Consider the following 26,440-nt stretch of genomic DNA (forward strand, 5'->3'; position numbering starts at 1 on the left):
GGAGAGCTGCGGGCGCGCCGTAGACTTCTTCCTTCAAACAAACAAAGCAGGGCGCTTAGTGTCAGTCGTGTTTAAAAGACGAATATGCTGTATATAGCGGGTTATCAAGAGACTTGGATGCTGTTGCGTTCGAGCTTCCCAAAAAAAGATCAACCGGGTCGCGATTATGAAGATTTCATGGATTAATTGTGGCTGCCAAGCCGGTTTCACCTGAAAGCTACCATACCCGTGCCAAAGGCCCTGCGTGAATACAACTGGCGGCAATGGCTGAGGCTGCAGCCGCTGACACATGCCGTCAAGACCGTCCGTTACCGGAAGATCGACCGTAGGTTCCTGGACCAGCCAGCCGCGGATGGCGACATTGCGGATATCCGCGATGCCGCCGGGGGTCACGATGTGCTGCTCACCATCGCCTTCGGTGATGCCCGATGCCTCGATCTGCAGCTTCGGCTGGCCAGCGAACTTGTCCGTCACGACCTCCATATCGTGGCCGACAACAGCCTCAGCGAAGCCGACGCTCGCGAGAACAGGCAGGTATGCGCGGCCCATGGCACCGCCTATGTCAGGCTGCCGGCCAATCCATGGACCGTGAAAAGCCCGAGCCGCTCCCATGGCGCCGCGCTCAACTGGATGTGGCAGAATGTTCTGAAACCCGCAGCGCCCGCCGCATTCGGATTTCTGGACCAGGACCTTTTCCCGACGCAGCCATGCGACCCCTTCGAGCCTCTTCAAGATGTGGCGTTCTACGGCGACCTTCGCCGAGCGGGCGCGCGCTGGTATTTGTGGGCGGGCTATTGTTTCTTCCGCTTCGACGCCGTCGCCCGCAAGCCTCTCGATTTCGGGCTCGACTGGTTCGCCGGCCTCGATACCGGCGGAGCCAATTGGGAGGTGCTCTATCGGAATGTGGACCCGAACGCGTTGCCGCAACGGCCGATAACGGCATTCGCGGCCCTGCCCGGGGTTGGACTCAGGCAGGCCTATTGCGAATGGCGGGGAAGCTGGCTTCATGAAGTCGGCCTCGACGGCGACCCCTCGTTGAAGGCGAAAAAACGCGAGGCGGTCTTACGCCTGCTGGAGCCCGCCCTTCAGGCCGCGCCGAGATCGGCGCGACAATGAGATTGGCGGTCGACACAGGGATCGAACTTTGCGATGGAACCTTGAGCCCAAATCGCAAATACCCAGTAGCCAAGCTGGCCGATTCAACGGTCATTCCGTCACGCCCGATTATCGCAAGGACGTTCTGTTGCCGACAGTAAGCGTGATCATTCCGGTGAGAGACGGCGCGCGCTACATCGGCGAAGCCTTGCAGAGCATTCTGGACCAGGATCTGGCTGATATCGAAGTCATCGTTGTCGACGATGGCTCCTCGGACGACAGCGCCGCGATCGCGACCTCGCTCGCCGAGGGCGATGGCCGCGTCAAGGTGATCGCCAATCGCGGCAAAGGCATCGTCGACGCGCTCAATATGGGAATCGCGCTCGCGCAGGCCCCTCTTGTGGCGCGCATGGATGGCGACGACCTCTCGCTGCCCGAAAGGTTTCGCCTGCAGGCGGCGCGTTTCGACGCGGATGGCGATCTGCAGTTGCTCGGCACGGCGGGATTGCAGATCGACCAGGACGGAAAGCCGTTGCGGCCAATGGACGTTCCCATCGGCAACGAGCCCTTGCGGTCTGCCCTAGCCAGATACAATCCCATGCTTCATCCGACAGTGATGTTCCGGACCGAGGCCGTCCGGCGCTTGGGAGGCTATCGTCGCGCATTCACCTATGCGGAGGACTACGATCTGTGGCTGCGGCTTTCCGAGACCGGAAAGCTGGCCAACATGGATGCGCGGCTGGTCAAATTGCGCTCGCATCCAGGACAGGTGTCGCGCGTCAAGGAGGATCAGCAAAAGGCGGCCGCGGCGCTGGCCAGACAGTCGGCGCTGTTGCGCCGCGCACGCGCCGAGCCGTTCGACGCAAACGACCAACCCACAGAGGCCATCGAAAACTTTCTGGCATGGCGTGCCGCCACAGGTGTCGGTATCTCGAGCCTGGAGAGACGCGACATCGAATTGCTGCTGCGAACGACGGGCATACCGTTTGCCACAACCTGCAAGCTTCTGCTCCTCGCGGCTGTCGGCGCCCCCTCGTTCAGGACGCTCGCGCTCGGGCCTCGACTGGCTTGGCGCAGGATGATCGCGCGCCCTGCCAAGATGCGGCCGAACTGATGCGGCCCGGCTGATGCGGCTTGTCGTCGATCTCACCAGCATGGCGCGCTGGCTCGGCCCTCCGGTCGGCCTGGTCCGCGTGCAGCGGCATTACAGTGCGGCTGCGGCCGCGTTCACGGCCTCCGACGTGGCGTTCACGGTATTCGACCCGATCGACCGGGTCCTCAGGCAGGTTTCGCCGCGGATTGCGGCGGAAATCATCGCCGGCGACATCTCATGCGACATGAGTTTCCATCCGGACCCGGCGCGCATCAAGATGCGGTTTTACGATCGCTGGCCGCACTGGGCACGGCGGTCGCTGATGGCCATCATAAAGGCGCGCCGGATCCTGATAACGGAGATCGGCGCATTTGCCCGGCACAATCCCGGCAGCGGTTTTCTTCCTTTTCTTGATCGGATCGAAAACCGCCTGACGAAGGCGAACGAGCGGCGGCTGATCGCCCGCGAGGATGGTTCAAAGGTTCGGATCGTGCCGCTGCGGACGGTGGCCGGCCACAAACACGATCTCATGCCCGGCGACCATCTGCTTTTGATGAACAACGACTGGTCGCACACCGATATCGAGCTCATTTCGCGCCAGTGCCGCTCGGCCGGCGCAAAGCTGATCGTGCTGCTGAACGACATCATCCCGATCCAGTATCCCGAATGGTACAAACCTCATGACGTCGCGAGATTCACGGATTACGTGAATCTGGCGATCGGGCTGGCGGACCGCTTCATCCTGACGTCGAAGCGCGTCACCGACGACATGGAGGAGCATGCCGCCGGGCTCGGCCTTCCCCTGCCGGAACTGAAACTGATCCCGCTCGGCTGCGACAGCGCGCGCAGATCGCAGGCGGACGGCCCCCTGCCGGACGGACTTGAGACAGGTCGCTACATCCTGTTCGTTTCCACTATCGAACCACGCAAGAACCATTCGTTGCTCATGGACGTCTGGCGGCGCCTTGTTCAGGACGGAACGGTCGCGCATAGCGGCATGAAGCTGGTTTTCGTCGGCCGCAGCGGCTGGATGGTCGGTGCGGTCCTGACGAAGCTTCACAGCCATCCCGACTACGGCCAGAGCCTTGTTCATCTCGACAACGTCGACGACGGGACGTTGTCCCTGCTCTACCAAAACAGCGCGTTCTGCGTGTATCCGTCGCTCTATGAGGGATATGGACTGCCGCCCGTCGAGGCGCTGGCCTACGGAAAGGCGCTGATCGCCTCGACAGGCGGAGCCATCCCCGAAGTGGTCGGCCCATTCGGACTCTGCCTTGACCCACTCGATGTCGAAGCATGGGAAAAGGCCATGCGGGAATGGATCACCTCGCCTGAGGTCCGGAGTTCCTATGAGGTGACGGCCGGCGAATTCGTGGCGCGAAGCTGGGAGCAGGCTGGCCGGGAGACGCTGGAGGCGACGCTTGCGCCGTTCCGGGACGAGGTCGCGCCGGCGCGAGAATAGACGCTTCTATGGTTGCGCGGCGAAGCGGGCGGCCGCCACAGTGCTCTGAAACCGGCTCAGAGTTTCGTTTACGACGTAGCGCCCGATCTCACTCCGGCGCTTGAACGAAATCGCGTGCTCGCGCGCCGCGTCGCCCATGGCTATCAACGCATCGCGGTTCTCGAGCGCGGTGAAGATCGTGCGGGTCAGGGCGCCTTTTTCGGGCACGTAGTAGAGGCACTCGTCGCCGTGTCTCATGGGCCGGTAGGGCCTGATGGAAGGTGCGTTGATGACCGGCACGGAAGCCATCGCCGCGACCTCGTGATGGCGGAAACAATCCCATCCGTAGCCTTCCGGCGACCAGACGAGGTGGGCCTCGGCGCATCGCCGGAAAAACTCCTGACGGCCGATGCGCTGCTCTGGAATATCGACTTTGACACCCGCGGCCGCGAGTTCGCGCAGTTCGGCAAGCCCCCGTTCGCGCTCGGGCAGGCCGCAAACGTTGCCTGCAAAGAAGACGTCGCTCGTCTTGCGGGACCTCGCCATGCCCCGCGCAAAAGCTTCCGCGTCAAGCGACATGCCAAGTGAGACCGGCAGGATCTTGTCCATCATGGCTCGCAGGGAGGGTTTCGAGCGCAGGCTTCGACCGGCGAAGCCATCGCCGCTGTCCAGAAGTCTCCACTCATCGCTTGGCAGTTCCCGCTTGAAATAAAGGGGCGACCTGGCAAGCAGATACCGATCGGCCGCGGTAATGCGCGAATGGTCCTCTATGTCGATGACAGCAACCGGAACATTGAGGCGGCGGCGGAACATTTGCTGGGCGAATATCGAGGAGAAGGACGGCCGCCCGGAGAAAATCCGCTTCGAGAACAAGAGGCGTGAGAGCGCATCGAGCCGCCGCCGTACGTTGGGCTCACAGACGATCAGGTCGTAGCTTTCGTTCCCGATGGCTTTCAGCAAAGCCAACAGCCCGGCAAACTCGGGCGGCGTGCTGTTTTCATATGCGCTGGTATCGAATCTCTCCACGCTGCCGGGGAAATAGCCGGCCAGATATGGGGTACGCCCAACTTCGAGGATTCTCACGGGCTTCGCGGCGTGGGTTTGGTGATTTTCGATGGCTCGCCCGGCAGGGCGCCGGATTTGGATCCGCTACCACACTCGCGACTTCGGCGGAAGGTCGGCGACGGAGGCTGTCCATTGCTGGACGGGCAATGCCATTGGGATTACCCTTCCTCCACCGCGTGCGGCGCGGGAGTTACCCGAGGGAGAATATCATGGCTTTGCGAGGCGATGCCCTGAAGGACGCAATCGGCCGGACGCGCGACAAATGGGGATGGTTCGTGGCGCTCGGCGTGCTGCTGCTGATCTTCGGAGGCATCGCCTTCGGCAATCTGTTCATCGCCACCGTCGCCTCGGTGTATGTCGTCGGCTGGCTGATGCTGATGGCTGGCATCATCGAGATCGTCCACGCCTTCGGGGTCAAGACCTGGGGACGTTTCTTCTACTGGCTGCTGAGCGGCCTGCTCTATGCCGTCGCCGGCTTTTTCGCCTTCGACAATCCGCTGCTCGCCTCGGCGGTGCTGACCCTGCTGCTGGCCATCGCGCTCGTCGCCTCGGGACTTTTGCGGTCCTGGGTGGCCCTCAATCACCGGCCGGAGCAAGGCTGGGGATGGCTGCTCGCGGCAGGCATCATCACCATCCTGCTCGGGCTGATGGTCGCCATGGGCTGGCCGGTGAACAGCCTTTGGGTGCTTGGCATCTTCCTGGCGATCGACCTGGTCTTCCAGGGCTGGAGTTTCATCGCCATCGGGCTCGCCCTGAAGCGGTAAAAGCAACAGGTGATCAGAACGCGATTTCGCTATCCAGTTGCGACAGCGGGCGCACCCCCGCCAACAGCGCCCTCGCCTCGCCCTCGTCCTTCTTCATCTGCGCCACCAGCGCGTCGAGGCCGTCGAATTTGAGCTCCGGGCGCAGGAAGCCGAAGAACGACACCGCGCAGATCTCGCCATAGAGATCGCCGGAAAAATCGAAGACGTAAGTCTCGAGCAGCGGTGCGCCATTGTCGTCGACCGTCGGGCGGCGGCCGAAGCTGGCAACGCCGTCATGAAGCGTGCCGTCGGCACGGCGGAAGCGGACGGCGTAGATCCCCTCCCTCAAGGCGGCTTCCGGCGAAAGCCGCATATTGGCGGTCGGGAAACCGAGGGTGCGGCCAAGCTGCTGGCCGCCGATCACTTCGGCCTCCACGGTGAAACGGTAGCCGAGCAGGCCGGCGGCCTCCTCCACCTTGCCATCGACCAGCAGTCCGCGGATGCGGCTCGACGAGACGACTTCGGCGCCTTCATCGCGGAAGGCGTCGACCAGCGTCACGCCGAAACCATGCCGTTTTCCCGCCGCCATCAGGAAAGCCGGGCCGCCCTGGCGGTCCTTGCCGAAATGGAAGTCGAAGCCGGTAACGGCATGGTGGATGCCGAGATTCTTCTCCAGCACATCGGTCACGAAAGCCTCGGCGGAGAGCGAGGCGAAATCGCGTGTGAACGGCTGCTCGACCAAGGCGGCGAAGCCAAGTCCGGCGAGCAGCCGCGCCTTCATAGGCGGCGGCGTCAGCACGAAGAGCGGCACCTCCGGCCGGAACACCTTGCGCGGATGCGGCTCGAAGGTGAGCACCAAGGCGGGCACGCCATTGCGGCGGGCCTCAGCCAGCGCGCGCTGCAGCACGGCCTGATGGCCACGATGGACGCCGTCGAAATTGCCGATCGCCACGACGCCGCCGCGCAAATGCGCAGGCAGCGGCGCGGCCGTGGAAAGACGTTTGAAGGCTTGCGTCATGTCGAGGCGCCCGTCATGGCCAGACTATCAAACTATTGCAGGCGCGGAATGACGGCGACCGGCCGGTAGCCGTGCTTTTCGAGAAAGGCCGCCAGCCTTGCGGGATCGTCGCCATGCTCGCGCGCGTGGATGCCGCCGGAAACATAGAGCACGTCAAAGCCGTTGTCGGCCGCGCCCTTGACATCGGTCATCATGCCGTCGCCGATGGCGAGAACTTCGCTTCGCTCGACGGAGCGGCCGAGCAATCCGGCGACCTCCTTCATGGCGACATGGTAGATCGGCGCGAAGGGCTTGCCGGCAATCAGCGTACGACCGCCCAGTTGCGCGTAGTCCCGCGCGAGCGCGCCGGCGCACCAGATCGTGCGCTCGCCGCGCTCCACCAGGATATCCGGATTGGCGCAAATGAAAGGCAGGTTGCGGGCGCGCAGCCGCTGCAGCAGTTCGGCATAATCGGCGGGCTTCTCGACCTCATCGTCATAGAGACCGGTGCAGACGACACCTGAGGCCTCGAATTCCTCGACAAGATCGACATCGAGCCCGTCATACAGAGTGAAATCGCGCTCCGGCCCGATATGGAAGATCCGCCTTGGGCCGTCGGCGATCAGGTCGCGCGTAACGTCGCCGGAGGTGACGACCCGGTCACAGGCGTCGGCGGGAACACCGATGATCTTCATCTGGGCAATCACGTCGGCGCTGCGGCGTGGCGAATTGGTGATCAGCACGACGGGCACGTTGGCCGCACGTGCCCGGGCAAGCGCGGCGGCGGCCGCCGGAAAATGCCATTCGCCATTGTGAACGACGCCCCATACGTCACACAATATGGCCGCGTAGCGCCCCGCAAGATCGTCGAGCGAGCCGATGATGTCAGGCGAATCCGCCATGCCGTGTCCCTGATTTTGATTCCTGGCAGGCCGCGACAGACTGTCGGCCACGGACGGTCCCGCATAACCGAAGCGTATGATCCTGTCACGAGCTTTCCCGATCACGACAGGCCGGGCCTCGATGTCGCTCGCCCGGAAGCACAGGGTTAACGCGCCGTCAAAAAGGCGGTGCCTTCTTGATGGTTTCGCGCACGCTGAAATTTAACGATTTGTGACCATGGTACTACGGCAACTACGACCATGGTCTTATCTCGGCATGGATCCTTGGCGGGGTAAATGCAATGATCCGCGATTTTTTTCGCGACAGGCGCGGCAACTACGCCTTGATGACGGTCATCACGATGATACCGCTGATGGGCGGCGTCGCGCTGGCGGTTGATTACACCGAACTGGTGCGCGAGCGGCAAGAAACGTTGAATGCGCTGGATGCCGCCGGCATCGCGACGGCACAGCAGATCGTCGCCGGTGCAAGCGACGCCGATGCGAAGGCCTATGCCAAGACGTTCTTCGAAGCCAACCTAAGGCACGTCCTTCCAGCGAACACGACGCTGACGGTGACTTTGCCGAACAACAACGCCGGCGGCGGCACGCTGGTCCTTGAGGCCGCGCTGAAATACCAGCCTTATTTTCTGCCGGCCGCGGTCATGCTGCTGGGCGGCGGCGCTCCGGGTCAGACCACCGTCAACTTTTCGGCCAGGTCCGAAATCCGCCTAAAGAACACGCTGGAGGTGGCGCTGGTGCTCGACAACTCCGGCTCGATGACCGAACTCGGCCACGGCTCGAACCAGGTGCGGTTCGACCTCTTGAAAAACGCCGCCAAGCAACTTGTCGATCAGTTGGCAGGGCAAGCGCTGTTGATGAAGCAGGTTTCCAAGCCGGTTCAATTCAGCCTCGTGCCTTTTGCCGCCTCGGTCAATGTCGGTCCGGCGAACAAAGATGCCGCCTGGATGGACACGACCGGCGTTTCGCCGCTCGACCAGGAGAACCTCGATTGGTCGACTCTTACCTCGGCCAACTCCCCTAACCAATATGCGGTGAAGTCCGGCAGCAACTATTATGCGAAAGGCTCCGCGTGGGATGCATCGCAGTTGAACCAGGTGCTGACGCGCTTTTCGATCTACAAGTGGATGAAACGGATCGCATCGTGCACCAAGGACAAGAACGGCAATTGCACGTCCAACATAGTTTACGCGCCGATCGCAAGTTGGAGCGGTTGCGTCGAGTCCCGGCCCTATCCTTACAACATCCAAGATACAGCAGCCTCGACGTCGACACCGGCTACAATGTTCGTGCCCATGTTTGCGCCCGACGAGACGGACAACACGGACAGCTCTTCGCGGTCTGCCTACAGCGATTGGCATATAGACATATCAAGCGGCACGGACGCGGTGCGGCAGCGCTACATGCCGAAATATTTCAATGCTGGCATCGGCACTAAAGTGACGCCCGCATACGGCATGAACGAAGGTCCCAACACCAGTTGCAGCACGACCGCGATCACGCCGCTCACCGATGTATCGACCACCGCAGGCGCAACGTCGGTCAAGACGGCGATCGATGCCATGGCCGCCAGCGGCGCCACCAATGTGCCGGAAGGCATGGCCTGGGGCTGGAGAACTCTCTCCAGCACAGCTCCGTTCACTGAGGGCCGCGCCGAAAATGAAAAAGGTAATGACAAGGTCTTGATCGTCCTGACGGACGGCGCCAACACCTATTACACACCCACTTCATTGGGAGCCAATGACTTGGCGGGCGCCAAATCGACATATTCGGCGCTGGGTTACGTGAAACCATACAACAGTGCTTACAGCTACGGCCGCATTTTCCTGGGCACCAGCAGTAACGTCAGCAAGACGGATTACTCGAATGCCAACTATACCAAGGCCATGAACGAGCATTTCGTCACCCTCTGCAACAACGCGAAGGCCGCCAACATCATCGTCATGACGATCGCGCTCGACCTCGATTCCAGCAACACCGCCGAGGCGGCGCAGATGGCAGCCTTGAAAACCTGCGCATCGGATTCGCGTTTCCGCAGGGATCCGACCGACCCGAGCAAGCCGGCGAAGCTGTTCTGGAACTCTACCGGCGCAACGCTTTCGGACGACTTCAAGGCGATCGGCAACGAATTGTCGAACCTGCGCATCGTCAGTTGAGCACAACAACCGGGGGCCGCTTCAACTAAAATGCGCAAATTCTGGCATCAATTCTGCCGCGATCGTCGAGGCAACTATGCTCTCGTGACGGCGGCCGCCATGGTTCCGCTGATGGGAGCCTTGGCGATCGCGGTCGACTTCAGCGAGCTTAACCGCCAGAAGCAGATGGTGCTGAACGCGCTTGATGCCGCCAATTTCGCCGCCGCGCGGCGGCTTGCCGAAGGCGCCACGGACGATCAGATCAGAGCCTATGCGGTCGACTTCTTCAACGCCAACCTAAACGGCATCGACCCGGCCAACGTGGCGCTCAACATCACGCTGCCCACCAACCAGGCCGGCGGCGGCCTGCTCACCATGAGCGCGACGCTGAACTACCATCCCTATTTCCATCCATCGTCAGCGCTGCTCGTCGGCGCTTCCGAAACCGATGCCAAAAAGCCCATCAACATCGGCATGGACTCCCAGGTGCGGCTGAAGAACACGTTGGAAGTGGCGATGGTGCTCGACAATTCGGGCTCCATGACAACGCCAGGCACCGGCTCGGGACAGAAACGCATCGACCTGCTCAAGCAGGCCGCCAAGCAGCTCGTCGACACGCTGGCGCAGCAGGCAGCGCAGATTAAGCAGATCGACAAGCCGGTGCAGTTCAGCCTCGTGCCCTTTGCCGCCTCGGTCAATGTCGGGTCGCAAAACGACAATGCGCCGTGGATGGACGTCTATGGGCTGTCTCCGGTCGCCAACGAGAATTTCGACTGGTCGACGCTGAATGCGCCCGACAAATATGCCCAGAAGATCAACGGCATCTGGTACAAGAAAGGCACCGGCTGGGGCGATGAAGAAAACCAGGTTCTCAGCCGCTTCGAGCTCTATCAAGACATGAAGGTCGTGACCAGCCACGAGCGCATCGTCGGCAGCGCGCGCACCGTCTGCGATACATACCGCTCGAACCACACCTGTTCGCACAGCCATACGGAATATGATTACAACGACACCTACGGGCCATTCGCCAGTTGGCAAGGCTGTGTCGAGGTACGGCCCTATCCTTACAATGTCGACGACACGCCGGCCTTGGGCGGCCCGAACAACACCGGTATCGGCGTCGGCGATCCCGCGACCATGTTCGTGCCGATGTTCGCGCCGGACGAACCCGGCAATCATTGGAAGGTGACCCAGAACCCGCTCGAGCCGAACCCGACGACCTATGGCGCGGCAAACAGCTGGTGGAACGACGATCCGTCGAGCACCACGGGCAAGACCAGGCAGTCGAACATGGCCAAGTACTTTCAGCCGCGGCCGATCGATGCTCCAACCCTCAGTTCGGGCACGGGTCCCAATTACAGCTGCACCACCACGCCGATCACACCGCTCACCGATGTCACCCAGACCGATGGGCTTGCTACCATCAAGGCTGCGATCGACCTCATGCAGCCCAACGGCAACACCAATGTGCCCGAAGGCATGGCCTGGGGCTGGCGCACGGTGTCGAGCGCCCCGCCCTTCACCCAGGGGCGGCCCGAGACCGAGCGCGGCAACGACAAGGTGGTCATCGTGCTGACCGATGGCGAGAACACCTATTCGACGGTCAGTTCCGACCCCGCAGGCAACAAGTCGACCTATGCGGCCTATGGCTACACCGGGGTTGGCTATAACGGTAGCTCGGTCACCCGTCTGTTCGGCGGCACGTCGAGCGCGATCGGCCAGTTCAACTACTCCTCGAGCAACTACACCGCCGCGATGAACGAGCAGATGGCGAAGCTGTGCGACAACGCCAAGGCCGGCAACATCATGGTGATGACGGTGGCGCTCGACATGTCCGCGACCAGTTCTAGCGACCAGAAGGCCATGGCGGCGCTGAAAGCATGCTCTTCCGACTCCCGCTTCCGCAAGGACCCGACGGATCCAACCAAGCCGGCCAAGCTGTTCTGGAACGCCACCGGCGCGACGCTCTCCGACAACTTCAAGGAGATCGCCAACGAGCTCTCGAACCTGCGCGTGGTCGGATAAGCCGCGCTGGCGTAAAGGGCGATCCCATCAAGCCCTTGCGACGTTTAACGAAGCGGCGCACATCTCGGGCACTTTCCGGAGACCCCGATGCCCGACGCTGCCAACCATCTTACCTTCGCGCTGATCTGCCTCGGCATGGTGCTCACACCCGGCCCGAACATGATCTACCTGATCTCGCGCTCGCTGTCGCAAGGGCCAAAGGCCGGGCTGATCTCGCTTGGCGGCGTGGCGCTGGGCTTCCTGTTCTATGTGGTCTCGGCCGCCTTCGGCATCACCGCGCTGATCTTCGCCGTTCCTTACGCTTACGATGCGCTGCGCTTCGCAGGCGCGCTCTATCTGTTGTGGCTCGCCTGGCAGGCGCTGAAGCCCGGCGGACGCTCCCCCTTCCACGTCCGCGAATTGCCCAGGGATACGCCGCGCAAGCTTTTCGTCATGGGACTGATGACCAACCTGCTCAACCCGAAGGTCGCGGTGCTCTATCTGTCGCTCCTGCCGCAGTTCATCAATCCGGCCAAGGGCCATGTACTGTCGCAGCTTCTGGTGCTCGGCGTGACGCAGATCTCGATCAGCCTGACGGTCAACGCCATCATAGCAATGACCGCCGGCTCGATCGCCGCCTTCCTCGCCGGAAGGCCGTTCTGGCTGGTCCTCCAGCGCTGGATGATGGGCACGGTGCTGACGGCGCTGGCCTTGAAGATGGCGACCGAAGCGCAACGATAGCCGTCAACTCAAGGACGCAGCCGTCTCCTACATCGGCCGGCGAACAGGCCGGACTTGTTCCGGCTCGACCACCTTGCGGTAGAGATGCCAGGTCGCGTGACCGAGGATCGGCATGACGACGGCAAGCCCGGCAAATAGCGGGATCGAGCCGATCACCAGGAGCACCGCGACCGTCAGGCCCCAGAGCGCCATCGCCAGCGGATTGGCCATCACCACGCGGGCCGAGGTTTCGATCGCTGCTACGGCGCCGACGTCGCGGTCGAGCAGCAGCGGGAAGGCGACGACGGTGGTGCCTAGAACGACGACGGCGAAAACGAAGCCCACGGCGTTGCCGACGAGGATCAGGGTCCAGCCCTTGCCGGTCGTCAGCACGTCACGCACGAAGGCGCCGACCGACGCCGGCGGCTCGGCCCCGAACAGGCTGGTGTAGATTGATTGCGCGGTAAACAGCCACAACAGGAACAGCGCGAAGAGCAGGATACCGATGACCGCGATCGATGGCAGCGCCGGCGAATGGCGCACGTCCAGCGCATGGTGCCAGCGGCTGCTCATGCCAAGCTCGCGCCGGCGGCTGATTTCGTAGAGGCCGATGGCCGCGAACGGGCCGATCAGCGCGAAACCGGACATCAGTGGATAGACGAGCTGGATGGCGTTCGAGCCCGAGCTCCACTGCGTCAGAATCAGGCCGACGATCGGATAGATCAGGCACAGGAACACGTAATGGGAAGGCTTGGCCCAGAAATCCTCAGCGCCAAGCTTGAGCGCGTCCCAAAGGTCCGCGGTCGAGATGTGGCGCACCGTAGGCTGAACATGCGCGCCGTACGCGTCCGTCATGACATGAAAACCGGCCATAACCGTCCTCCGTTTATATCGGGGGCGGTCACCGCCTGGGTGGCCGCCCATGGCTGCCACTTTCAAGAACGCCGGGATGATAACCGATCTTCCGGGAAAAGTCGCCGCCTCATGCGATTTTCGTCGGCTGCCCGGCAAAAGCCACGATCGCAGGTATCAGAGGCCGGATGAGCATCTCGACCACCGCCCTCCCCGACCTCAACCGCCGTACATTGTTCAAGGCCGCGGGCCTGGCAGCACTTGCCGGCATCGCCGCCTGCAGCACTGTGTCCGTGCCGACCGGCGAAGGCGCCGGCGTCTCTTCGTCCGCCACGAGCACGCTGAGCACAATCCGCACATCGGCCGGACTGCCGACGCTCGTTCCGGATGCGCAGCTCGAACAGGCAGCCTTGCAGCAGGCCGGCTACATGGCATCGCGCGAACGCATGAGCCACACCACCGGCTGGGGCAAGGATTTCGCTTCGCGCATGAAGGACAATGGCGTGCGGGGCGCGGCGGCCGAAAACATTGCCGAGGGCCGCTTCGACCTGCAAAAACTGTTCGACATCTGGATGCATTCGGACGGGCACCGCCGCAACATGCTCGATCCGGACTTCAGCCACTTCGGGCTCGCCTATGTGCGCGACGGCCGCGATCCGGCGCTGCGATACTGGGCGCTGGTGCTCGGGCAGTGACGAGCCGCTAGCGAGCGGCTCCGCCAACAGACCGGTCGGTGTGCAGCCGGCGGCAGCGGTGTTTTCCGTCCGCGCCTGTTGGGCTAAGGTGACACGGACGCAAAATCGATCTGGAGAGACCGCCGGGGGAATTCGACATGCGGGCCAGCTGCATAGTCCTGATCGGGCTTCTATCGATCGCCCCCGCAGCCGCGGAGGATGTCCAGTGTCCGGAAGGCAGTCAATTGCCGCAGGATATAGACAGCACACCCGATTGCCTGGCGGCCCACAAGTTACATCAGACTTGCGCCTGGGGATCGAGCGGCGACGAATTCATGTCGGAAGCCGTGATCGACAAATGCAAGGCCGGGTTTTTCGATCGACTGAGCCACAGGCAAATGCGCCTGTATGAAAGGCGCCTCGAAGCGTGCGGCGAACGCTATCCCGTCACCGAGGATGGCGGGTCAATCCAGATATACCTGTCATCGATGTGCGCCGAGGATCTCGCGGCGACCTATTTCAAGGCCGCAAAGGGTGGGCGAATTGCGGCGACGCCGCGCTGGAGCGTACCCAATATAGCTGAGTGAACGAACCACTCGCCCGTGTCGGTTCCATGCACACGGACTGAAGCTGGCCGCCAAAAGACCGCTTCAATCCATATGCGCTGCCGGCGCACCGCCCGCCGGCGCCGCCTTGGGCTTGCGCAGCAGGATGACGAACGGGATCGCCGCCAGCGTCATCACCATCAGGATTTTGAAGTCGTTGATGTAGGAGATCATCATGGCCTGCGCATTCACCGCGCGGTCGACCTGCGATAGCGCCGCGGCGTTGCCGCTCGCGGCCGCCGGCGAGGCAGCCCACAGGTTGGGATTGTACGGGTTGATGAAGGCCGAAAGCTCGGTGTGGTTGATCTGGGTGTTGCGCACCATCAAGGCAGCGACCACCGACACGCCAATCGACGAGCCCAGATTGCGCACCAGGCTGAACAACGAGGTGGCGTCCGTGCGGTAACGGGCATCGAGCGTGGCGAAGGCGACCGTCGACAGCGGCACGAACACCATGCCCATGCCGAGCCCCTGGATGACACCCGAGGTGAGGATCAGCCAATTGTCCATCTGCGGCGTGAAGCTTGCCATGGTGTAGAGCGACTGCGCGGTTAGCAGGAAACCGATGGCGACGAGGATCCTCGCATCGAACCTGTGCATGATGCGGCCGACGACCAGCATCGAGATCATCGTGCCGATGCCACGCGGACCAAGCACGATGCCGATTGTCACCGTCGGGTAGCCGAAGATGTTGGCAAGCATCGGCGGCAACAGCGACATCGAGGCCAGGATCAGCACGCCCATGACGAAGATGAAGCCCAGCCCGGTCACGAAATTGCGGTCGAGGAAGATTTTTGGATCGATGAAGGGATGCTCTGATGTCACCGTGTGGATGATGAACACCCAGAAGCCGGTGAGCGACAGAGCGAGCTCGATCCAGATCTCGGCCGAGTTGAACCAGTCGACCTCGCCACCGCGATCCAGCAGGAGTTGCAGCGCGCCGACGCCGAGCGAGATCATGGCAAAGCCGAAGAAGTCGAACCCACGCAGGCGCTTTGGGATGACTGGCAGATAGGCAGCCATGCCGACGAAGGCGAGGATGCCGACGGGCAGGTTGATGAAGAACACCCAGCGCCAGTTGAAATTCTCGGTCAGCCAGCCGCCCAGCGTCGGGCCGAGGATCGGCCCAAGCATGATGCCGGCGCCCCAGATGGCCATCGCCTGACCGTGGCGCTCCTTCGGGTTTATATCGAGCAGGAAGGTCTGTGACAGCGGCACAATGGCGGCGCCGAACACGCCCTGCAGCAGGCGGAAGAGCACGATCGTCTCGAGGCTCCAGGCAAGGCCGCAGAGCATGGAGAAGATGGTGAAACCGACGACGGAGGCGAGGAACAGCTGCTTGCGGCCGAGCCTGTCGGCGAGCCAGCCGGTGACCGGCGTCATGATCGCCGCCGCCACGATATAGGAGGTCAGCACCCAGTTGATGTTGTCGGGCGACGCGCCGAGGTCGCCGGTCATGGTCGGCAGCGCGACATTGGCGATCGTTGTGTCGAGCGCCTGCATGATCGTCGCCAGCATCAGCGCGACAGTGATCAGCCCGCGATGCGGCACTTCCTTGAAAGCTTCGGTCGTGCTCATGATGCTGAACTTCCGACAGATAACAAAACCGTGTACACTGGGTTTCCGGGCGGCAAAGCCTTCCGTTGAGAGACCCTCATCGCGGTGGGACGCGACTATCGATGTGGGGGTTACATCGACTGAAAGTCTCTGTTGAAGCGGATGCCTGCCGCCCGGAAATCTGAGGACCGACGGGTCCGTGACGAAGGTTTCGGTTTTGATCGTGCCGCCAAACGGCTGATCTTAAACGCTTATCCTTCTCGCTCGTCCCATCAGACCAATCCCCTGCTCCGCCCCCGATTCACGGGGGCGTATTGTTACTGCGCGTGCTCCCCTGCCGTGGCGTGGCCGAAGATCGACGGCAGGCCGCGCGCCACGCCGGTGTCGACGGTGACGGTTGCGCTCATGCCCGTGCGCAGCGCCATTTTGGCGTCGGGATCGGTCAGTTCCAGGCGCACCGGAATGCGCTGCGTGACCTTGACCCAGTTGCCGGTGGCGTTTTGCGCGGGTAGCAGCGAGAACTCCGCTCCCGTGCCGGCGCCGATCGCCTTGACGGTCGCCTCGAAGGTGCGGCCCGGATAGGTGTCGACGACAATCTCCGCCTTCTGGCCCGGCTTCATGTTGGTGAGCTGGGTCTCCTTGAAATTGGCGTCGATCCAGGTGTCGCCGGCCTCGACCAGCGCGAACAGCGGCGTGCCGACGCCGACATACTGGCCGACCTTGAAGGAGGCCGCCTGATAGATAATACCGTCAGCCGGCGCCTTCACCGTCGTCTGCGCCAGATCATAGGCTGCCTTGTCGCGCGCGGCCAAAGCGGCCATCACAGTCGGATGCTTGTCGGTCTCGATGTCCGGATTACCGCCAAGCGCCGCCTTGGCGCTGACGATGCCCTGCTGCGCGACCGCCAGCTGCTGCTTGGCCTTGTCGAGATCGTTGCGGGCCTGGTCGAGCGAGGACTTGGCGTTGATGCCCTTTTGAGCGAGATCGGCGGCGCGGTCATATTGCGACTGCGCATAGTCGACCTCGCTGCTCGCCGACCTCTCCTGCGCCATCGCCTGGCTGTAGGCGGCGCGCAGCTGCTCGACACTGAGGCGCGCGGCGGCGACCGCCGCATCGGCCTGGGCGAGCGCTATTCTGTAAGGCTCGGGATCGATTACGAAGAGGAGATCGCCCTGCTTGACCAGTTGGTTGTCGGCGATGCCGACCTTGACGATGCGGCCAGCCGTGTCGGAGGCGACCGAAATCCTGGCCTGCTGCAGGTTAGCGTTCTCGGTTTCCTGATAACGGCCGCCCGTGACCCAGACATACGCGCCGCCGGCAAGCAGCGCCAGCGGCAGGGCGACCATCAGCAGGAAACGGCCGAGGCGACGCTTCTTCTTCGGCGCGACCGGCGCCGGATGCGGCACAGGAGCCGCCGCGACCGGAGCAGCAGCCGGCTTGGCCGGGGCTTCCGCGACCGGCTGCGCCGGCGCAAGCTTGGTGACGTTATCGTCTTCTATCTTGGCTGCCGCGTTCATGCTGCCCGCCCTTCTCTATTCTTGATCTTTTCCAGCGACGACGTCTCGCCGTCGGTCAAATTCTGCACGATGGTGTCCAGAACACGGATCAGGACGCGGCGTTCTTCCGCAGCCACGCCGGCCAGCGATTCTTCATAGACCTCGCCGGCGAGGCTCTTGACGTCGGCATAGGCCGCGTTTGCCTTCTCGGTCGGGAAGATCATGCGCAGGCGCCGGTCCGTCGCGTCTTGACGGCGTTGGATCCAGCCGCCCTCCTCCATGCGGTCGACAAGGCGTGAGACGCTGATCGGCTCGATCTCGAGGAGCTCGGCGAGCCGCGCCTGCGCGACGCCCGCCTCCTTTGCAACGCGGACGAGCAGCCGCCATTGTGCTGAGGAAAGTCCCAACCCGCTGGCGCGCGCCTCGAAGCGCTTGCGCATCAGGCGCTGCACGTCGTGGATCAAAAATCCCAATCTGTCGATGCCATCTGAAACCATGAGCGATAGATATAATAAGCGTGCTTACTATTCAAGTGGAAGCTTTGTGCAAGAAACCGGCAAAACGACATATCAGGCATTCGATGCATTCATGGTTAGCGACCGGTGAAGCTTCTTGCCGCGACGAAACCGGCAAAGCGTCGCCGCCTCGACTGGCCCGGCCTCCTCCGCCACCCTGAACTCGACGCCTGTTGACGACGGCGCGGGGATCGGGACAGACTGCCGCCACCATTCACCAGGCGTTCGGGGGCCTGAATTCAATGCTCAAGCATATGCCAACGGAGCCGAGAAGCAGGCGCGGATCGCGTCTGCCGGCTCGCGCGATCTGACGGTTGGAAGGGATGGACAGAGAGCAGCGAAAGGTCGTCATATGCATACTCGCGCTCGGCAAGCCAGCCTACTCACTGGCGGCCCGCGAGGCGCTGACATCTTTTCTGCGCCACAGTGACTTCGAAATCTACGTGACGACGGATCCAGACTCGGCGGCCTTGCTGCCACGTTCGCCGCGCCTACAACTCAACCTAGTCGGCACAACCAGCCCATCCAGCCGGGCGAGCGGCTTTCTCGCCAAATTCGAGGCGCTGACATGGTGCCTCGAACGGTCCGGCGCGGAGATCGTGCTGCAGGTCGATGCCGATGCGGTGCTCGTGCGTCCCCTTGCGGCGCACGATGTCGCCGACGCGCTCGGGGATGGCGGCATGGCGATGGTCGAGCAGACGGGTATCGCCGGATCGGCCATGGGCCGACACGATTTCCTTGCACACTACCGTAACTATACCCTGGCGTTCGTCGACGGCTCCCTGGCCGCGCCCCGCGAAGAGGATTTCCGCTATTTCAACAGCGGCGTGGTCATTGCCCGCGCCAGCGAATTGCGGCGCTTCCTCGACTGGACGACCGCATGCCTGCGGCGGCTGCCGCCCGACCATGCGATCGGCGGGCAAATGGTGGCCGACCAGGACTATTTCCAGATATGGACGAACACGCTGGCCCCGGAGCGGCGGCGCGAGCTTCCCTGGCAGTGGAACCACTGCCGCCACTGGGATGACGGCTTTCCGCAGCAGGGCGCGCTGATTGCCCATTTCAGCAATTTCTGCAACGGTCCGGACACGGAAGCGGTCATGGCGATGCACGCGCTGGTCAACGCCGCCCAGGTTCCGGCCGTGCCGGAGGCTGACAAGCCTGCCGCGCTTGCCTTTATTGTCATCACGCATAATTCGAGCAAGGTGATTGGCTATTGCCTGGACAAGCTTGCCGATCTCTCGGCGAACCTGCCAATCGAGATCATCGTGGTCGACAACGGCTCGACGGACGACACGCTCGAAAGGATTACGCGGCCCGGCGTGACGATCCTGCGCAACATGCGCAATGAGGGCTTTGCCGCCGCGGCCAATCGCGGTGCCATGGCGGCGCGCGCCGACCATCTCTGTTTTCTCAACCCGGATTGCGTGATGACGCTCGCGGCGGCGGAGGCGGCGCTGGCGCTTGTTGAGGCCAAGCCCGAAGCTATAGCGGTGCCCGATTATATCGACTGGCAGGGAGAGCGAACGGCAGGCAAACAGCCGGGTTATTCGCGCATCAAACTCATTGCCGACATTCTGCGCAGTCATGGCAAGGTCCGGCTGGCCGAGCGACTGAAGCGGTTGCCGGGTTATGATTGCGCCAGCTGGAATTGGCCGCTCGCTGCGGCTCTCTTTATTGGTCGCGGCTGTTTCGAGCGGCTCGGCGGCTTCAACGAACGCTATTTCTGTTATATGGAGGACGTCGCGATCGGGTTCGAGATAGCGAAGCGGGGCCTCGATATCGTCCAGCTCGATCAGGTCCTGCCGCATTTCGGCCAGCATGGCGCCGACGTCGTCCCTGCCCTCAGGGCACAGATGCTCGGCGATGCGCGGATCCAGTTTGCCCGCCTGCATTACGGCCGGACTTTCGCTCTTGCGCTTACAGCCTTGCGCTCGATTCTACACGGTCGTTGGGCGGTCAAGGACGTGCTGCGGCGTGGACACCGCGCTGTCACCAGCACCCCGGCACGCGGATGAATTACTACGTCCTGCCCGGCATAGGGGTTTACGGCGGCATAAAGGTCGGCTTTCAGTTCGCGCGCCTACTTGGCGAAATGGGCCTTCCGGTCGCGGTCGCAACACCCCGCGGAATGGCGCCCCGCTGGTTCGGATCGGACCAGCCGGTGGTCAGCCGGGAGGAGATCATCGCCAAGGTCAACGGAAACGACACTCTGATCTTCTCGCTTCCGCACGACTATCCCGTTCTCAAGGCCACGGGCGCCCGGCTGGTGTTTCATTGCCAGGGGACGGACCCCCTGATCGATCCCGTGCTGCGGGACAAGGATGTCATCCTGCTCACCTGCTGGAGTCAGGCTGCACGTTATGTCAATGCCGTCACGGGGCGCGAGTCGATCGAAGTCGGCATCTCGATCTCCGACGTCTTCTTTTACGATGGCACGCCCAAGGAAGAGCGGCAGGCGGCCTATATGCCGCGACGCGGCGAGGCGATAGCCGAGGCGACGATGGAGCGCGTGGCACATCTGCGCTATCTGCCGATCAGGGAGAGCGACGAAGCGTCCTGCGCCGCCATCCTCAAACGATGCGGTTACTTCCTGGCGACGGCCGAGGCCGAATGGTTCGGACTGCCGGCGCTCGAAGCGATGGCTGCGGGATGCGTCGTCGTCTCTGTCCCGGTCCTGGGTGGAATGGAATATCTCATGGATGGCGACACTGCGCGGATTGCCGCTCCAGTCGAGCTGCCGACGGTGCTGGCCGGGCTCAGCGCAGACGATGCCCGCGGCATCCGCGCCATGCTGCGCGACAAGGGCGTCGCGATGGCAGGCCGTTATCGCATCGCGGCGCAGCGCGCGAAACTGCGCGACGCCATGCAGGCGGGCTTGCGAAACGTCTTCTCATGGAACTGACGGCGATCATTCCCTCCTACGGCCAGGTTGCGCTGCTGCGCACCTGCCTGACGATGCTCGAGCGTGCCCTGGCGCTGACAAAGCTCCCCGGCACGGCGATCGTCGTGGTGGACAACGGCACCCTCACACCTTATCGCCTCGCCGAGTTCGGCGTCGCCAGCGTGCGGATCGTGCGTTTCGACCGACCCCACTCGTTCTCGACCGCCTGCAACCGCGGGGCCCGCGAAATGCCCGCCCGGCGCTACCTCTTCCTCAACAACGACGTTTTTATCCACCCCGAGGCGATAGCGGAAATGCTCGACGTCATGCGCGAGCACAAGGCCGGTATAGCTGGCACCCGGCTCGTCCTGCCCGACGATACGATCCAGCATTGCGGCGTGAAGTTCGACGGCGGCGAACGCGGACCCTATCATCAGCACCACGGCAGGCCCACCGCCATCGTCGCGCGGGCGACCAGCTTTCCGCAAGCGGTAACAGGGGCCGCATTATTGATCGATCACGCCGTCTTCACGGCGCTTGGCGGCTTCGACGAGGCGTTTCCCTTCGGGTACGAAGATGCCGATCTGTGCCTGCGAGCGCGACATCTGGGCATCCGGATCGCCTGCGCGCAAGGTCAGGATTCGCTGCATCTGGAATCCTTTTCCGACCGGCGGCCCGATCGCCATCAGGCGTCGCGACGACTGTTCTTCGAGCGCTGGCGGGGGCGCTACGCAATCGATGGGGATGAGAACGGGTGACGCGGGAACACGCGATATCGCTGATCGTTCATACGCGGAATTCAGAAGCCACCTTGCCACGGCTGCTGGACAGCACGCGTTGGGCGGCGGAGCGTATCCTCATCGACATGCAAAGCCGCGACGCGACGATCGAGATCGCCCAAGCCGCCGGCTGCCGGGTGTTGAACACGCCCGTCGTCGACGCGGTCGATCCCATCCGCAACCAGTATCTCGGCGAGGCGAGCCAGGAGTGGATCCTGGTGCTAGATTCCGATGAGTACCTCGCCGCCGACGCGTACGAAGCGCTTCAGCAGTTGATCCGAGAGCACGGGGCGAATTTCGACGCCTTTGCGCTGCCGCGCTTCAATTCCGTTGCCGGGCATATCATGCGGGGGTCCGGCTTTTATCCCGACCATCAGGTGCGCTTCTTTCGCAAGGGAACCGTCGCCTGGCAGTCGGGCCATCATCACCTGCCCACGGTATTGACGGGGCCCCTGCGGCTTCGCCGGCTGGAACCGCCGCATTGCTTGCATATCCATCACGAGAACTATGCCGACGTTGCCTCGTTCTTGGAGAGGCAACTGCGCTACGCGCTGACGGACGACTATGATGCCGATCCAGCCAATTTCGATTTCGGCAGCTACGTTGCCGAGGCCTATGCCGAATTCGCCAGGCGGCACGAACCGCTGCAAGACGGCGAGCTTTCGACGGCCGTGGCGACTGTGCTCGCTTGGGACCGCATCGTCCGCGGCCTTATCCATTGGGAACGGCTTGGTCGCCAACAACCGCTCAACGGCGCCTTCTCACTGCCGATCGCGCTGGCGGTGCCCGGCAAGCAGACATGGAAGACGGTCCCGATGCGCAACGTTCCGCGCGAGATCAGCCGATGGATCCGGCGACGTGTGTGGAGACGGCGGCACTGACCGTTGGGACTTTCCCGCCGGACCCGTTTCAGGCGACACATTGATAGCAAGGGCCTCAACCGTCTGAAAATTCACTGCGTTTTCTGCCGGATGCTAGCGCCTCTCAGCTTGCTCATGGTAAAGCTTGCGCCGTGGATCGGGGGATCACGCAATGCCGACGCTCTATGCGCTGAAGCCGGCTTTCCAGGACAGGCTGCGGCCGCTTGTCGGTCGGCTGGCGGCCATGGGGGTGACGGCCAATTTCATCACCTTACTGGCCGCCGCGCTCTCAATCGCAGCCGGCATGGCGATCGCGGCGGCATCGGGTTCGCACCTGCTTCTGCTGCTCATCCCCCTGGTGCTGTTCGTGCGCATGGCGTTCAACGCGATGGACGGCATGCTGGCGCGAGAACACGGCCAGGCTTCCACCCTGGGCATGTATCTGAACGAGATCTGCGATGTCATTTCGGATTTGGCGCTTATCCTGCCCTTCACGGCCTTTGCGCAATTCGGCCATTGGGGAGTCCTCGCCTTTGCCATGGCAGCCATGCTTGCCGAATTCGCCGGCGTGCTCGGCATCGCCGCAGGCATCGGACGCAACTATGCAGGTCCTCTCGGCAAGAGCGACAGGGCGCTGGGGCTCGGCGTGGTAGCAGCCTTGTGTGCCGTCGGGCTCTGGCCGGCCGCGATCGCGCCGTTTGTGTTTCCGGCCATGGCTACGCTTTCGCTGCTGACCGCCATAAACCGGATACGTGCCGGTCTTACTGGCAGCTCCGGCTAAGCATTGAGGCTCCGCCATGCCGTCCGAGGGGAACAGCATGCTCCACGAACAGATCGCAGCAGCACCGGCGGAAAGTTCTGCGCGGCAGGCGCAGGAACGCAGCTTCCGCAGCCATGACGGCACTGAGATTTTCTACCGTTTCTGGCCAGCGGTTTCCGACGAGGCCAAGGGCGCGATCGTGCTCTTCCATCGCGGCCATGAGCATGGCGGCCGCATGGCGCATCTGGTCGACGAACTCAGCATGCCCGATTGCGCCTTCTATGCCTGGGATGCGCGCGGCAACGGCCGCTCCGCCGGCGAGCGCGGCTACGCGCCGTCTTTCGCCGCGCTTGTGCGCGATATCGACTGCCTCATGCGCGAGATCGCCGCCAAGGACGGCTTTGGCGCACAGAACATCGCGCTCATCGCGCAATCCTTCGGCGCGGTGCTCGCCGCCGCCTGGGTTCATGACTATGCGCCGAAACTGCGCGCCATGGTGCTCGCCTCGCCCGCTTTCTCGGTCAAGCTCTACGTGCCCTTCGCCAAGGAGAGCATCGCGCTGTGGCAAAAGATCAAGGGACGCTTCTTCGTCAATTCCTACGTCAAGGCGAGCCTGCTCACCCATGACCCGGTGCGCATCGCCTCGTTCGAGAACGATCCGCTCATCACGCGTCCGATCGCATCCAACATACTGGTCGAGCTCTATCAGCATGCGACCCGCATCGTCTCCGACGCCCGCGCCATCACCGTGCCGACGCTGCTTCTGCTGTCCGGCAGCGATTGGGTGGTGCGGCACGCCCCCCAGCACGAGTTCTTCGTCAATCTCGGCAGCCGTGTGAAGGAAAGGCATGTGCTGCCGGGCTTCTTCCACGACACGCTGGGCGAGCGGGATCGCGCCAAGGCGCTCGACCTGATCCGCCCATTCATCGAGGGACAATTCGCGTCGCCGGCCGAAGCTGTCGACCTGAGGCACGCGGACATCGCCGGTTACACGCGCGACGAGGCCGACAGGCTCGCCTCGCCGCTCGATCTTCTGTCGCCCAGTGGCCTCTATTGGGCCATGAGCCGCGCCTTCATCCGCATCGGCAGCTGGTTCTCGCGCGGCATGAAGATCGGCATCGGCACCGGCTTCGATTCCGGTTCGACACTGGACTATGTCTACGAGAACGACGCGCGTGGCCTCGGACCTATCGGCCGCATGGTCGACAGGACTTTCCTCGACGCCATCGGCTGGCGCGGCATCCGCCAGCGCAAGCTCAACCTCGAAGAGTTGATCGGCCAAGCACTGGCAACGCTGAGGGCGGCGGGGCGGCCAGGCCACATCCTCGACATCGCCGCCGGCCACGGTCGCTACGTGCTCGATGCGATCGGCAAAGCCGCCGAGCAGCCGGCCAGCGTGCGCCTGCAGGACTATTCGGACCTCAATGTCGAGCTTGGCCGCAAGCTGATCGCCGATCGGCAATTGCCCGCCAGCGTCTCGTTCCGCCGCGCCGATGCCTTCGATGACGACGGGCTCGCCGCGCTTAACCCGGCGCCCGATCTTGCCATCGTCTCCGGCCTCTACGAGCTCTTCTCCGACAATGCGCTGATTGCCCGTTCGCTGGGCGGCCTGGCGCGCGCCATGCAGCCAGGCAGCCTGCTGATCTACACCAACCAGCCCTGGCATCCGCAGCTCGAAATGATCGCGCGCAGCCTGACCTCGCATCGCGGCGGCCAGGCCTGGGTGATGCGGCGGCGCACGCAAGCCGAGATGGATCAGCTGGTCGAGGCCGCCGGCTTCGAGAAGCTCGACCAGCGCATCGACCAGTGGGGGATCTTCACCGTCTCGCTGGCAAGGCGGGTTTAGGACTGTCCACGCATGCCCGCCAGCGCCGAGCCCCCGCCACTTTCAGCCAGCGCAGCCGCCGAACCCTATGGACGTGTCGTCCTTCGGGCGGCGCTGTGGCTCGCCTTCCTTGCGCCATTCTTCTACTCGACCTACGGCTTAGCCAACTGGCTGGCCTCGACGCGCCGATATGTCGGCAGCATCGTCTTCTCGTGGGAGCACCACGTTCCCTTCCTCGCCTGGACGATCGTGCCCTATTGGTCGATCAACCTGTTCTACGCCTTGTCGCTGCTGCTCAACGACAGCACGCAACGAGTGAATCGGCTGGCCGGCCGCTACCTGACCGCGCAGGTCGTCGCCGTGTCCTGTTTCCTCTTGTTTCCGCTGACCGCCACCTTCTTGCGGCCGGCGACCACCGGCCTGCCCGGCATTATGTTTGCCGTGCTCGGCGGCTTCGACAAGCCGTTCAACCAGGCGCCTTCCCTGCATATCGCGCTTCTGGTGATCATCTGGGATCATTGGCGCAGACGGCTTTCGGGCCCCCTGCTGACGGGCTGGCATTTTTGGTGCTTCCTGATCGGCGCCTCGGTGCTGACGACATGGCAGCACCATTTCATCGACATTCCGACCGGCGCCCTGCTCGGCTTCTTCGCGCTATGGCTGTTTCCGGCCAAGGGCGAGCTGCCCTTCGCAGGCTTCCACGTGACGACCGATGCCAAGGCTCGGCGCCTTTCTCTCTACTACGCTTTGGGCGCGGTTCTGGCGCTCGCCGGTGCAGCCATCGGCGCCTTCTTCTCGGCTGTCGCGCTTGTGCTTTTGTGGCCATCACTGGCACTTGCCATCGTCGCTTTCGGCTATGCTGGTGCCGGGCCAAAAGTGTTCCAGAAGACGGCGAACGGCCGCGTGTCACTGGCAAGCCGCATCCTGCTCTGGCCATATCGGCTGGGCGCCAGGGTCAACGTCTGGGCCTGGACGCGCAGGCTGCCGCCGGTGGTTGCCGTCACCGACGGCGTCTTCCTCGGGCGATTTCCCGACGTGGCCGAAGCAGATGGCTTCGGCACGGTGATCGATCTCGCCGCCGAGCTGGAGCGGCCGGGCGACGCGTCGGGCCGGTGGGTCAGCTTTCCCATGCTCGATCTTCTGCCGCCACCCGCCGACACGCTCGACCAGGCGGTGGCGGCGATCGAGCCGGCGCGCCGGCAAGGCACCGTACTGGTCTGCTGCGCGCTCGGCTTTCAGCGCAGCGCCACCGTCGTCGCCCGCTGGCTTGTCGCGACCGGCCGCTCGCGCACGCCGGCGCAGGCGCGCAAGCAACTCGCCGCCTCCGGCCGGCCGGTGCATCTTCAGGTGGGACTGGACGAGCCGGCATGAGACTTCCTGTGTCAACCTGTTGTGAGCAAGGCGTTTGCGGCGGGGTGTTTTTGGGGATCGTAAGGGG

Annotated in this window: 24 protein-coding genes; 16 read left to right on the plus strand and 8 right to left on the minus strand. The window is 63.2% G+C overall.

Translation table 11 applies throughout. From position 1 onward, the window contains the following. Positions 1–33: 33 nt before the first annotated feature. Complete coding sequence (locus tag P9272_RS25130; RefSeq protein WP_278162616.1) at positions 34–732, minus strand: hypothetical protein; 699 nt, start codon at positions 730–732, stop codon at positions 34–36. Between the two features lie 3 nt (positions 733–735). Here P9272_RS25130 and P9272_RS25135 point away from each other — a divergent pair, with 3 nt between their 5' ends. From P9272_RS25135 to P9272_RS25145, 3 genes are all read left to right on the plus strand, one after another. Then, positions 736–1,116, plus strand: a complete 381-nt coding sequence (locus tag P9272_RS25135) for a hypothetical protein (protein ID WP_278162617.1) — start codon at positions 736–738, stop codon at positions 1,114–1,116. A gap of 127 nt (positions 1,117–1,243) precedes the next feature. Beyond that, positions 1,244–2,209, plus strand: a complete 966-nt coding sequence (locus tag P9272_RS25140) for a glycosyltransferase (RefSeq protein WP_278162618.1) — start codon at positions 1,244–1,246, stop codon at positions 2,207–2,209. A 13-nt stretch (positions 2,210–2,222) separates the two neighbouring features. After that, on the plus strand, positions 2,223–3,650 hold the full coding sequence (locus tag P9272_RS25145) for a glycosyltransferase family 1 protein (protein WP_278162619.1): 1,428 nt from the start codon (positions 2,223–2,225) through the stop codon (positions 3,648–3,650). 6 nt (positions 3,651–3,656) lie between these two features. On the opposite strand, the gene P9272_RS25150 is transcribed toward P9272_RS25145, so the two are convergent. Then, entirely contained in the window at positions 3,657–4,712 is a 1,056-nt protein-coding gene (locus tag P9272_RS25150) for a hypothetical protein (RefSeq protein WP_278162621.1), read from the minus strand. A gap of 191 nt (positions 4,713–4,903) precedes the next feature. Between P9272_RS25150 and P9272_RS25155 the strand changes: the two genes are divergently transcribed. Then, positions 4,904–5,458, plus strand: coding sequence for an HdeD family acid-resistance protein (locus P9272_RS25155; RefSeq protein WP_128260085.1), 555 nt, complete (start codon positions 4,904–4,906; stop codon positions 5,456–5,458). A gap of 13 nt (positions 5,459–5,471) precedes the next feature. On the opposite strand, the gene P9272_RS25160 is transcribed toward P9272_RS25155, so the two are convergent. Then, positions 5,472–6,455: a bifunctional riboflavin kinase/FAD synthetase gene (locus P9272_RS25160; protein WP_278162622.1), complete on the minus strand. Its 984-nt coding sequence runs from the start codon at positions 6,453–6,455 to the stop codon at positions 5,472–5,474. 32 nt (positions 6,456–6,487) lie between these two features. Further along, complete coding sequence (locus P9272_RS25165; RefSeq protein ID WP_278162623.1) at positions 6,488–7,336, minus strand: TIGR01459 family HAD-type hydrolase; 849 nt, start codon at positions 7,334–7,336, stop codon at positions 6,488–6,490. Between the two features lie 281 nt (positions 7,337–7,617). Between P9272_RS25165 and P9272_RS25170 the strand changes: the two genes are divergently transcribed. The 3 genes from P9272_RS25170 (at position 7,618) to P9272_RS25180 (ending at position 12,216) form a co-directional block, all read left to right on the plus strand. Further along, positions 7,618–9,492: a TadE/TadG family type IV pilus assembly protein gene (locus tag P9272_RS25170; RefSeq protein ID WP_278162624.1), complete on the plus strand. Its 1,875-nt coding sequence runs from the start codon at positions 7,618–7,620 to the stop codon at positions 9,490–9,492. Positions 9,493–9,522: 30 nt separating this feature from the next. After that, entirely contained in the window at positions 9,523–11,496 is a 1,974-nt protein-coding gene (locus P9272_RS25175; RefSeq protein WP_278162625.1) for a pilus assembly protein, read from the plus strand. Positions 11,497–11,583: 87 nt separating this feature from the next. Then, entirely contained in the window at positions 11,584–12,216 is a 633-nt protein-coding gene (locus tag P9272_RS25180) for a LysE family translocator (RefSeq protein ID WP_128260080.1), read from the plus strand. Between the two features lie 27 nt (positions 12,217–12,243). Here the strand turns inward: P9272_RS25180 and P9272_RS25185 are convergent, their stop codons facing one another. Further along, entirely contained in the window at positions 12,244–13,068 is an 825-nt protein-coding gene (locus P9272_RS25185; protein WP_128260079.1) for a DUF2189 domain-containing protein, read from the minus strand. Between the two features lie 167 nt (positions 13,069–13,235). Between P9272_RS25185 and P9272_RS25190 the strand changes: the two genes are divergently transcribed. Beyond that, positions 13,236–13,742, plus strand: coding sequence for a CAP domain-containing protein (locus P9272_RS25190; RefSeq protein ID WP_278162626.1), 507 nt, complete (start codon positions 13,236–13,238; stop codon positions 13,740–13,742). Positions 13,743–13,879: 137 nt separating this feature from the next. After that, a complete protein-coding gene (locus P9272_RS25195; RefSeq protein WP_128260077.1) occupies positions 13,880–14,308 on the plus strand; it encodes a hypothetical protein in 429 nt (142 codons plus the stop codon). 63 nt (positions 14,309–14,371) lie between these two features. On the opposite strand, the gene P9272_RS25200 is transcribed toward P9272_RS25195, so the two are convergent. The 3 genes from P9272_RS25200 to P9272_RS25210 form a co-directional block, all read right to left on the minus strand. Continuing rightward, positions 14,372–15,904, minus strand: a complete 1,533-nt coding sequence (locus P9272_RS25200) for a DHA2 family efflux MFS transporter permease subunit (protein ID WP_278162627.1) — start codon at positions 15,902–15,904, stop codon at positions 14,372–14,374. Positions 15,905–16,200: 296 nt separating this feature from the next. Further along, positions 16,201–17,400, minus strand: a complete 1,200-nt coding sequence (locus P9272_RS25205; RefSeq protein WP_278162628.1) for an HlyD family secretion protein — start codon at positions 17,398–17,400, stop codon at positions 16,201–16,203. After that, positions 17,397–17,876 carry a MarR family transcriptional regulator gene (locus P9272_RS25210; protein WP_278162629.1) on the minus strand — a complete coding sequence of 160 codons (480 nt, stop codon included), beginning with the start codon at positions 17,874–17,876 and terminating at the stop codon, positions 17,397–17,399. The genes P9272_RS25205 and P9272_RS25210 overlap by 4 nt, the downstream gene beginning before the upstream one ends. A gap of 341 nt (positions 17,877–18,217) precedes the next feature. Here P9272_RS25210 and P9272_RS25215 point away from each other — a divergent pair, with 341 nt between their 5' ends. From P9272_RS25215 to P9272_RS25245, 7 genes are all read left to right on the plus strand, one after another. Next, positions 18,218–19,912, plus strand: a complete 1,695-nt coding sequence (locus P9272_RS25215) for a glycosyltransferase (protein ID WP_278162630.1) — start codon at positions 18,218–18,220, stop codon at positions 19,910–19,912. Next, a complete protein-coding gene (locus P9272_RS25220; protein WP_278162631.1) occupies positions 19,909–20,799 on the plus strand; it encodes a glycosyltransferase in 891 nt (296 codons plus the stop codon). The genes P9272_RS25215 and P9272_RS25220 overlap by 4 nt, the downstream gene beginning before the upstream one ends. Next, on the plus strand, positions 20,790–21,536 hold the full coding sequence (locus P9272_RS25225) for a glycosyltransferase (RefSeq protein ID WP_278162632.1): 747 nt from the start codon (positions 20,790–20,792) through the stop codon (positions 21,534–21,536). The genes P9272_RS25220 and P9272_RS25225 overlap by 10 nt, the downstream gene beginning before the upstream one ends. After that, entirely contained in the window at positions 21,533–22,438 is a 906-nt protein-coding gene (locus P9272_RS25230) for a glycosyltransferase family 2 protein (protein ID WP_278162633.1), read from the plus strand. The genes P9272_RS25225 and P9272_RS25230 overlap by 4 nt, the downstream gene beginning before the upstream one ends. 151 nt (positions 22,439–22,589) lie before the next feature. Beyond that, positions 22,590–23,198: a CDP-alcohol phosphatidyltransferase family protein gene (locus P9272_RS25235; protein WP_278162634.1), complete on the plus strand. Its 609-nt coding sequence runs from the start codon at positions 22,590–22,592 to the stop codon at positions 23,196–23,198. 37 nt (positions 23,199–23,235) lie between these two features. Continuing rightward, positions 23,236–25,023 carry a bifunctional alpha/beta hydrolase/class I SAM-dependent methyltransferase gene (locus P9272_RS25240; protein WP_278162635.1) on the plus strand — a complete coding sequence of 596 codons (1,788 nt, stop codon included), beginning with the start codon at positions 23,236–23,238 and terminating at the stop codon, positions 25,021–25,023. 12 nt (positions 25,024–25,035) lie between these two features. Then, positions 25,036–26,373, plus strand: a complete 1,338-nt coding sequence (locus P9272_RS25245; RefSeq protein WP_278162636.1) for a phosphatase PAP2/dual specificity phosphatase family protein — start codon at positions 25,036–25,038, stop codon at positions 26,371–26,373. Positions 26,374–26,440: the final 67 nt, after the last annotated feature.

The sequence above is a fragment of the Mesorhizobium sp. WSM4976 genome (genome assembly GCF_029625685.1).
In the GTDB taxonomy this organism is placed as follows: Bacteria; Pseudomonadota; Alphaproteobacteria; order Rhizobiales; family Rhizobiaceae; genus Mesorhizobium.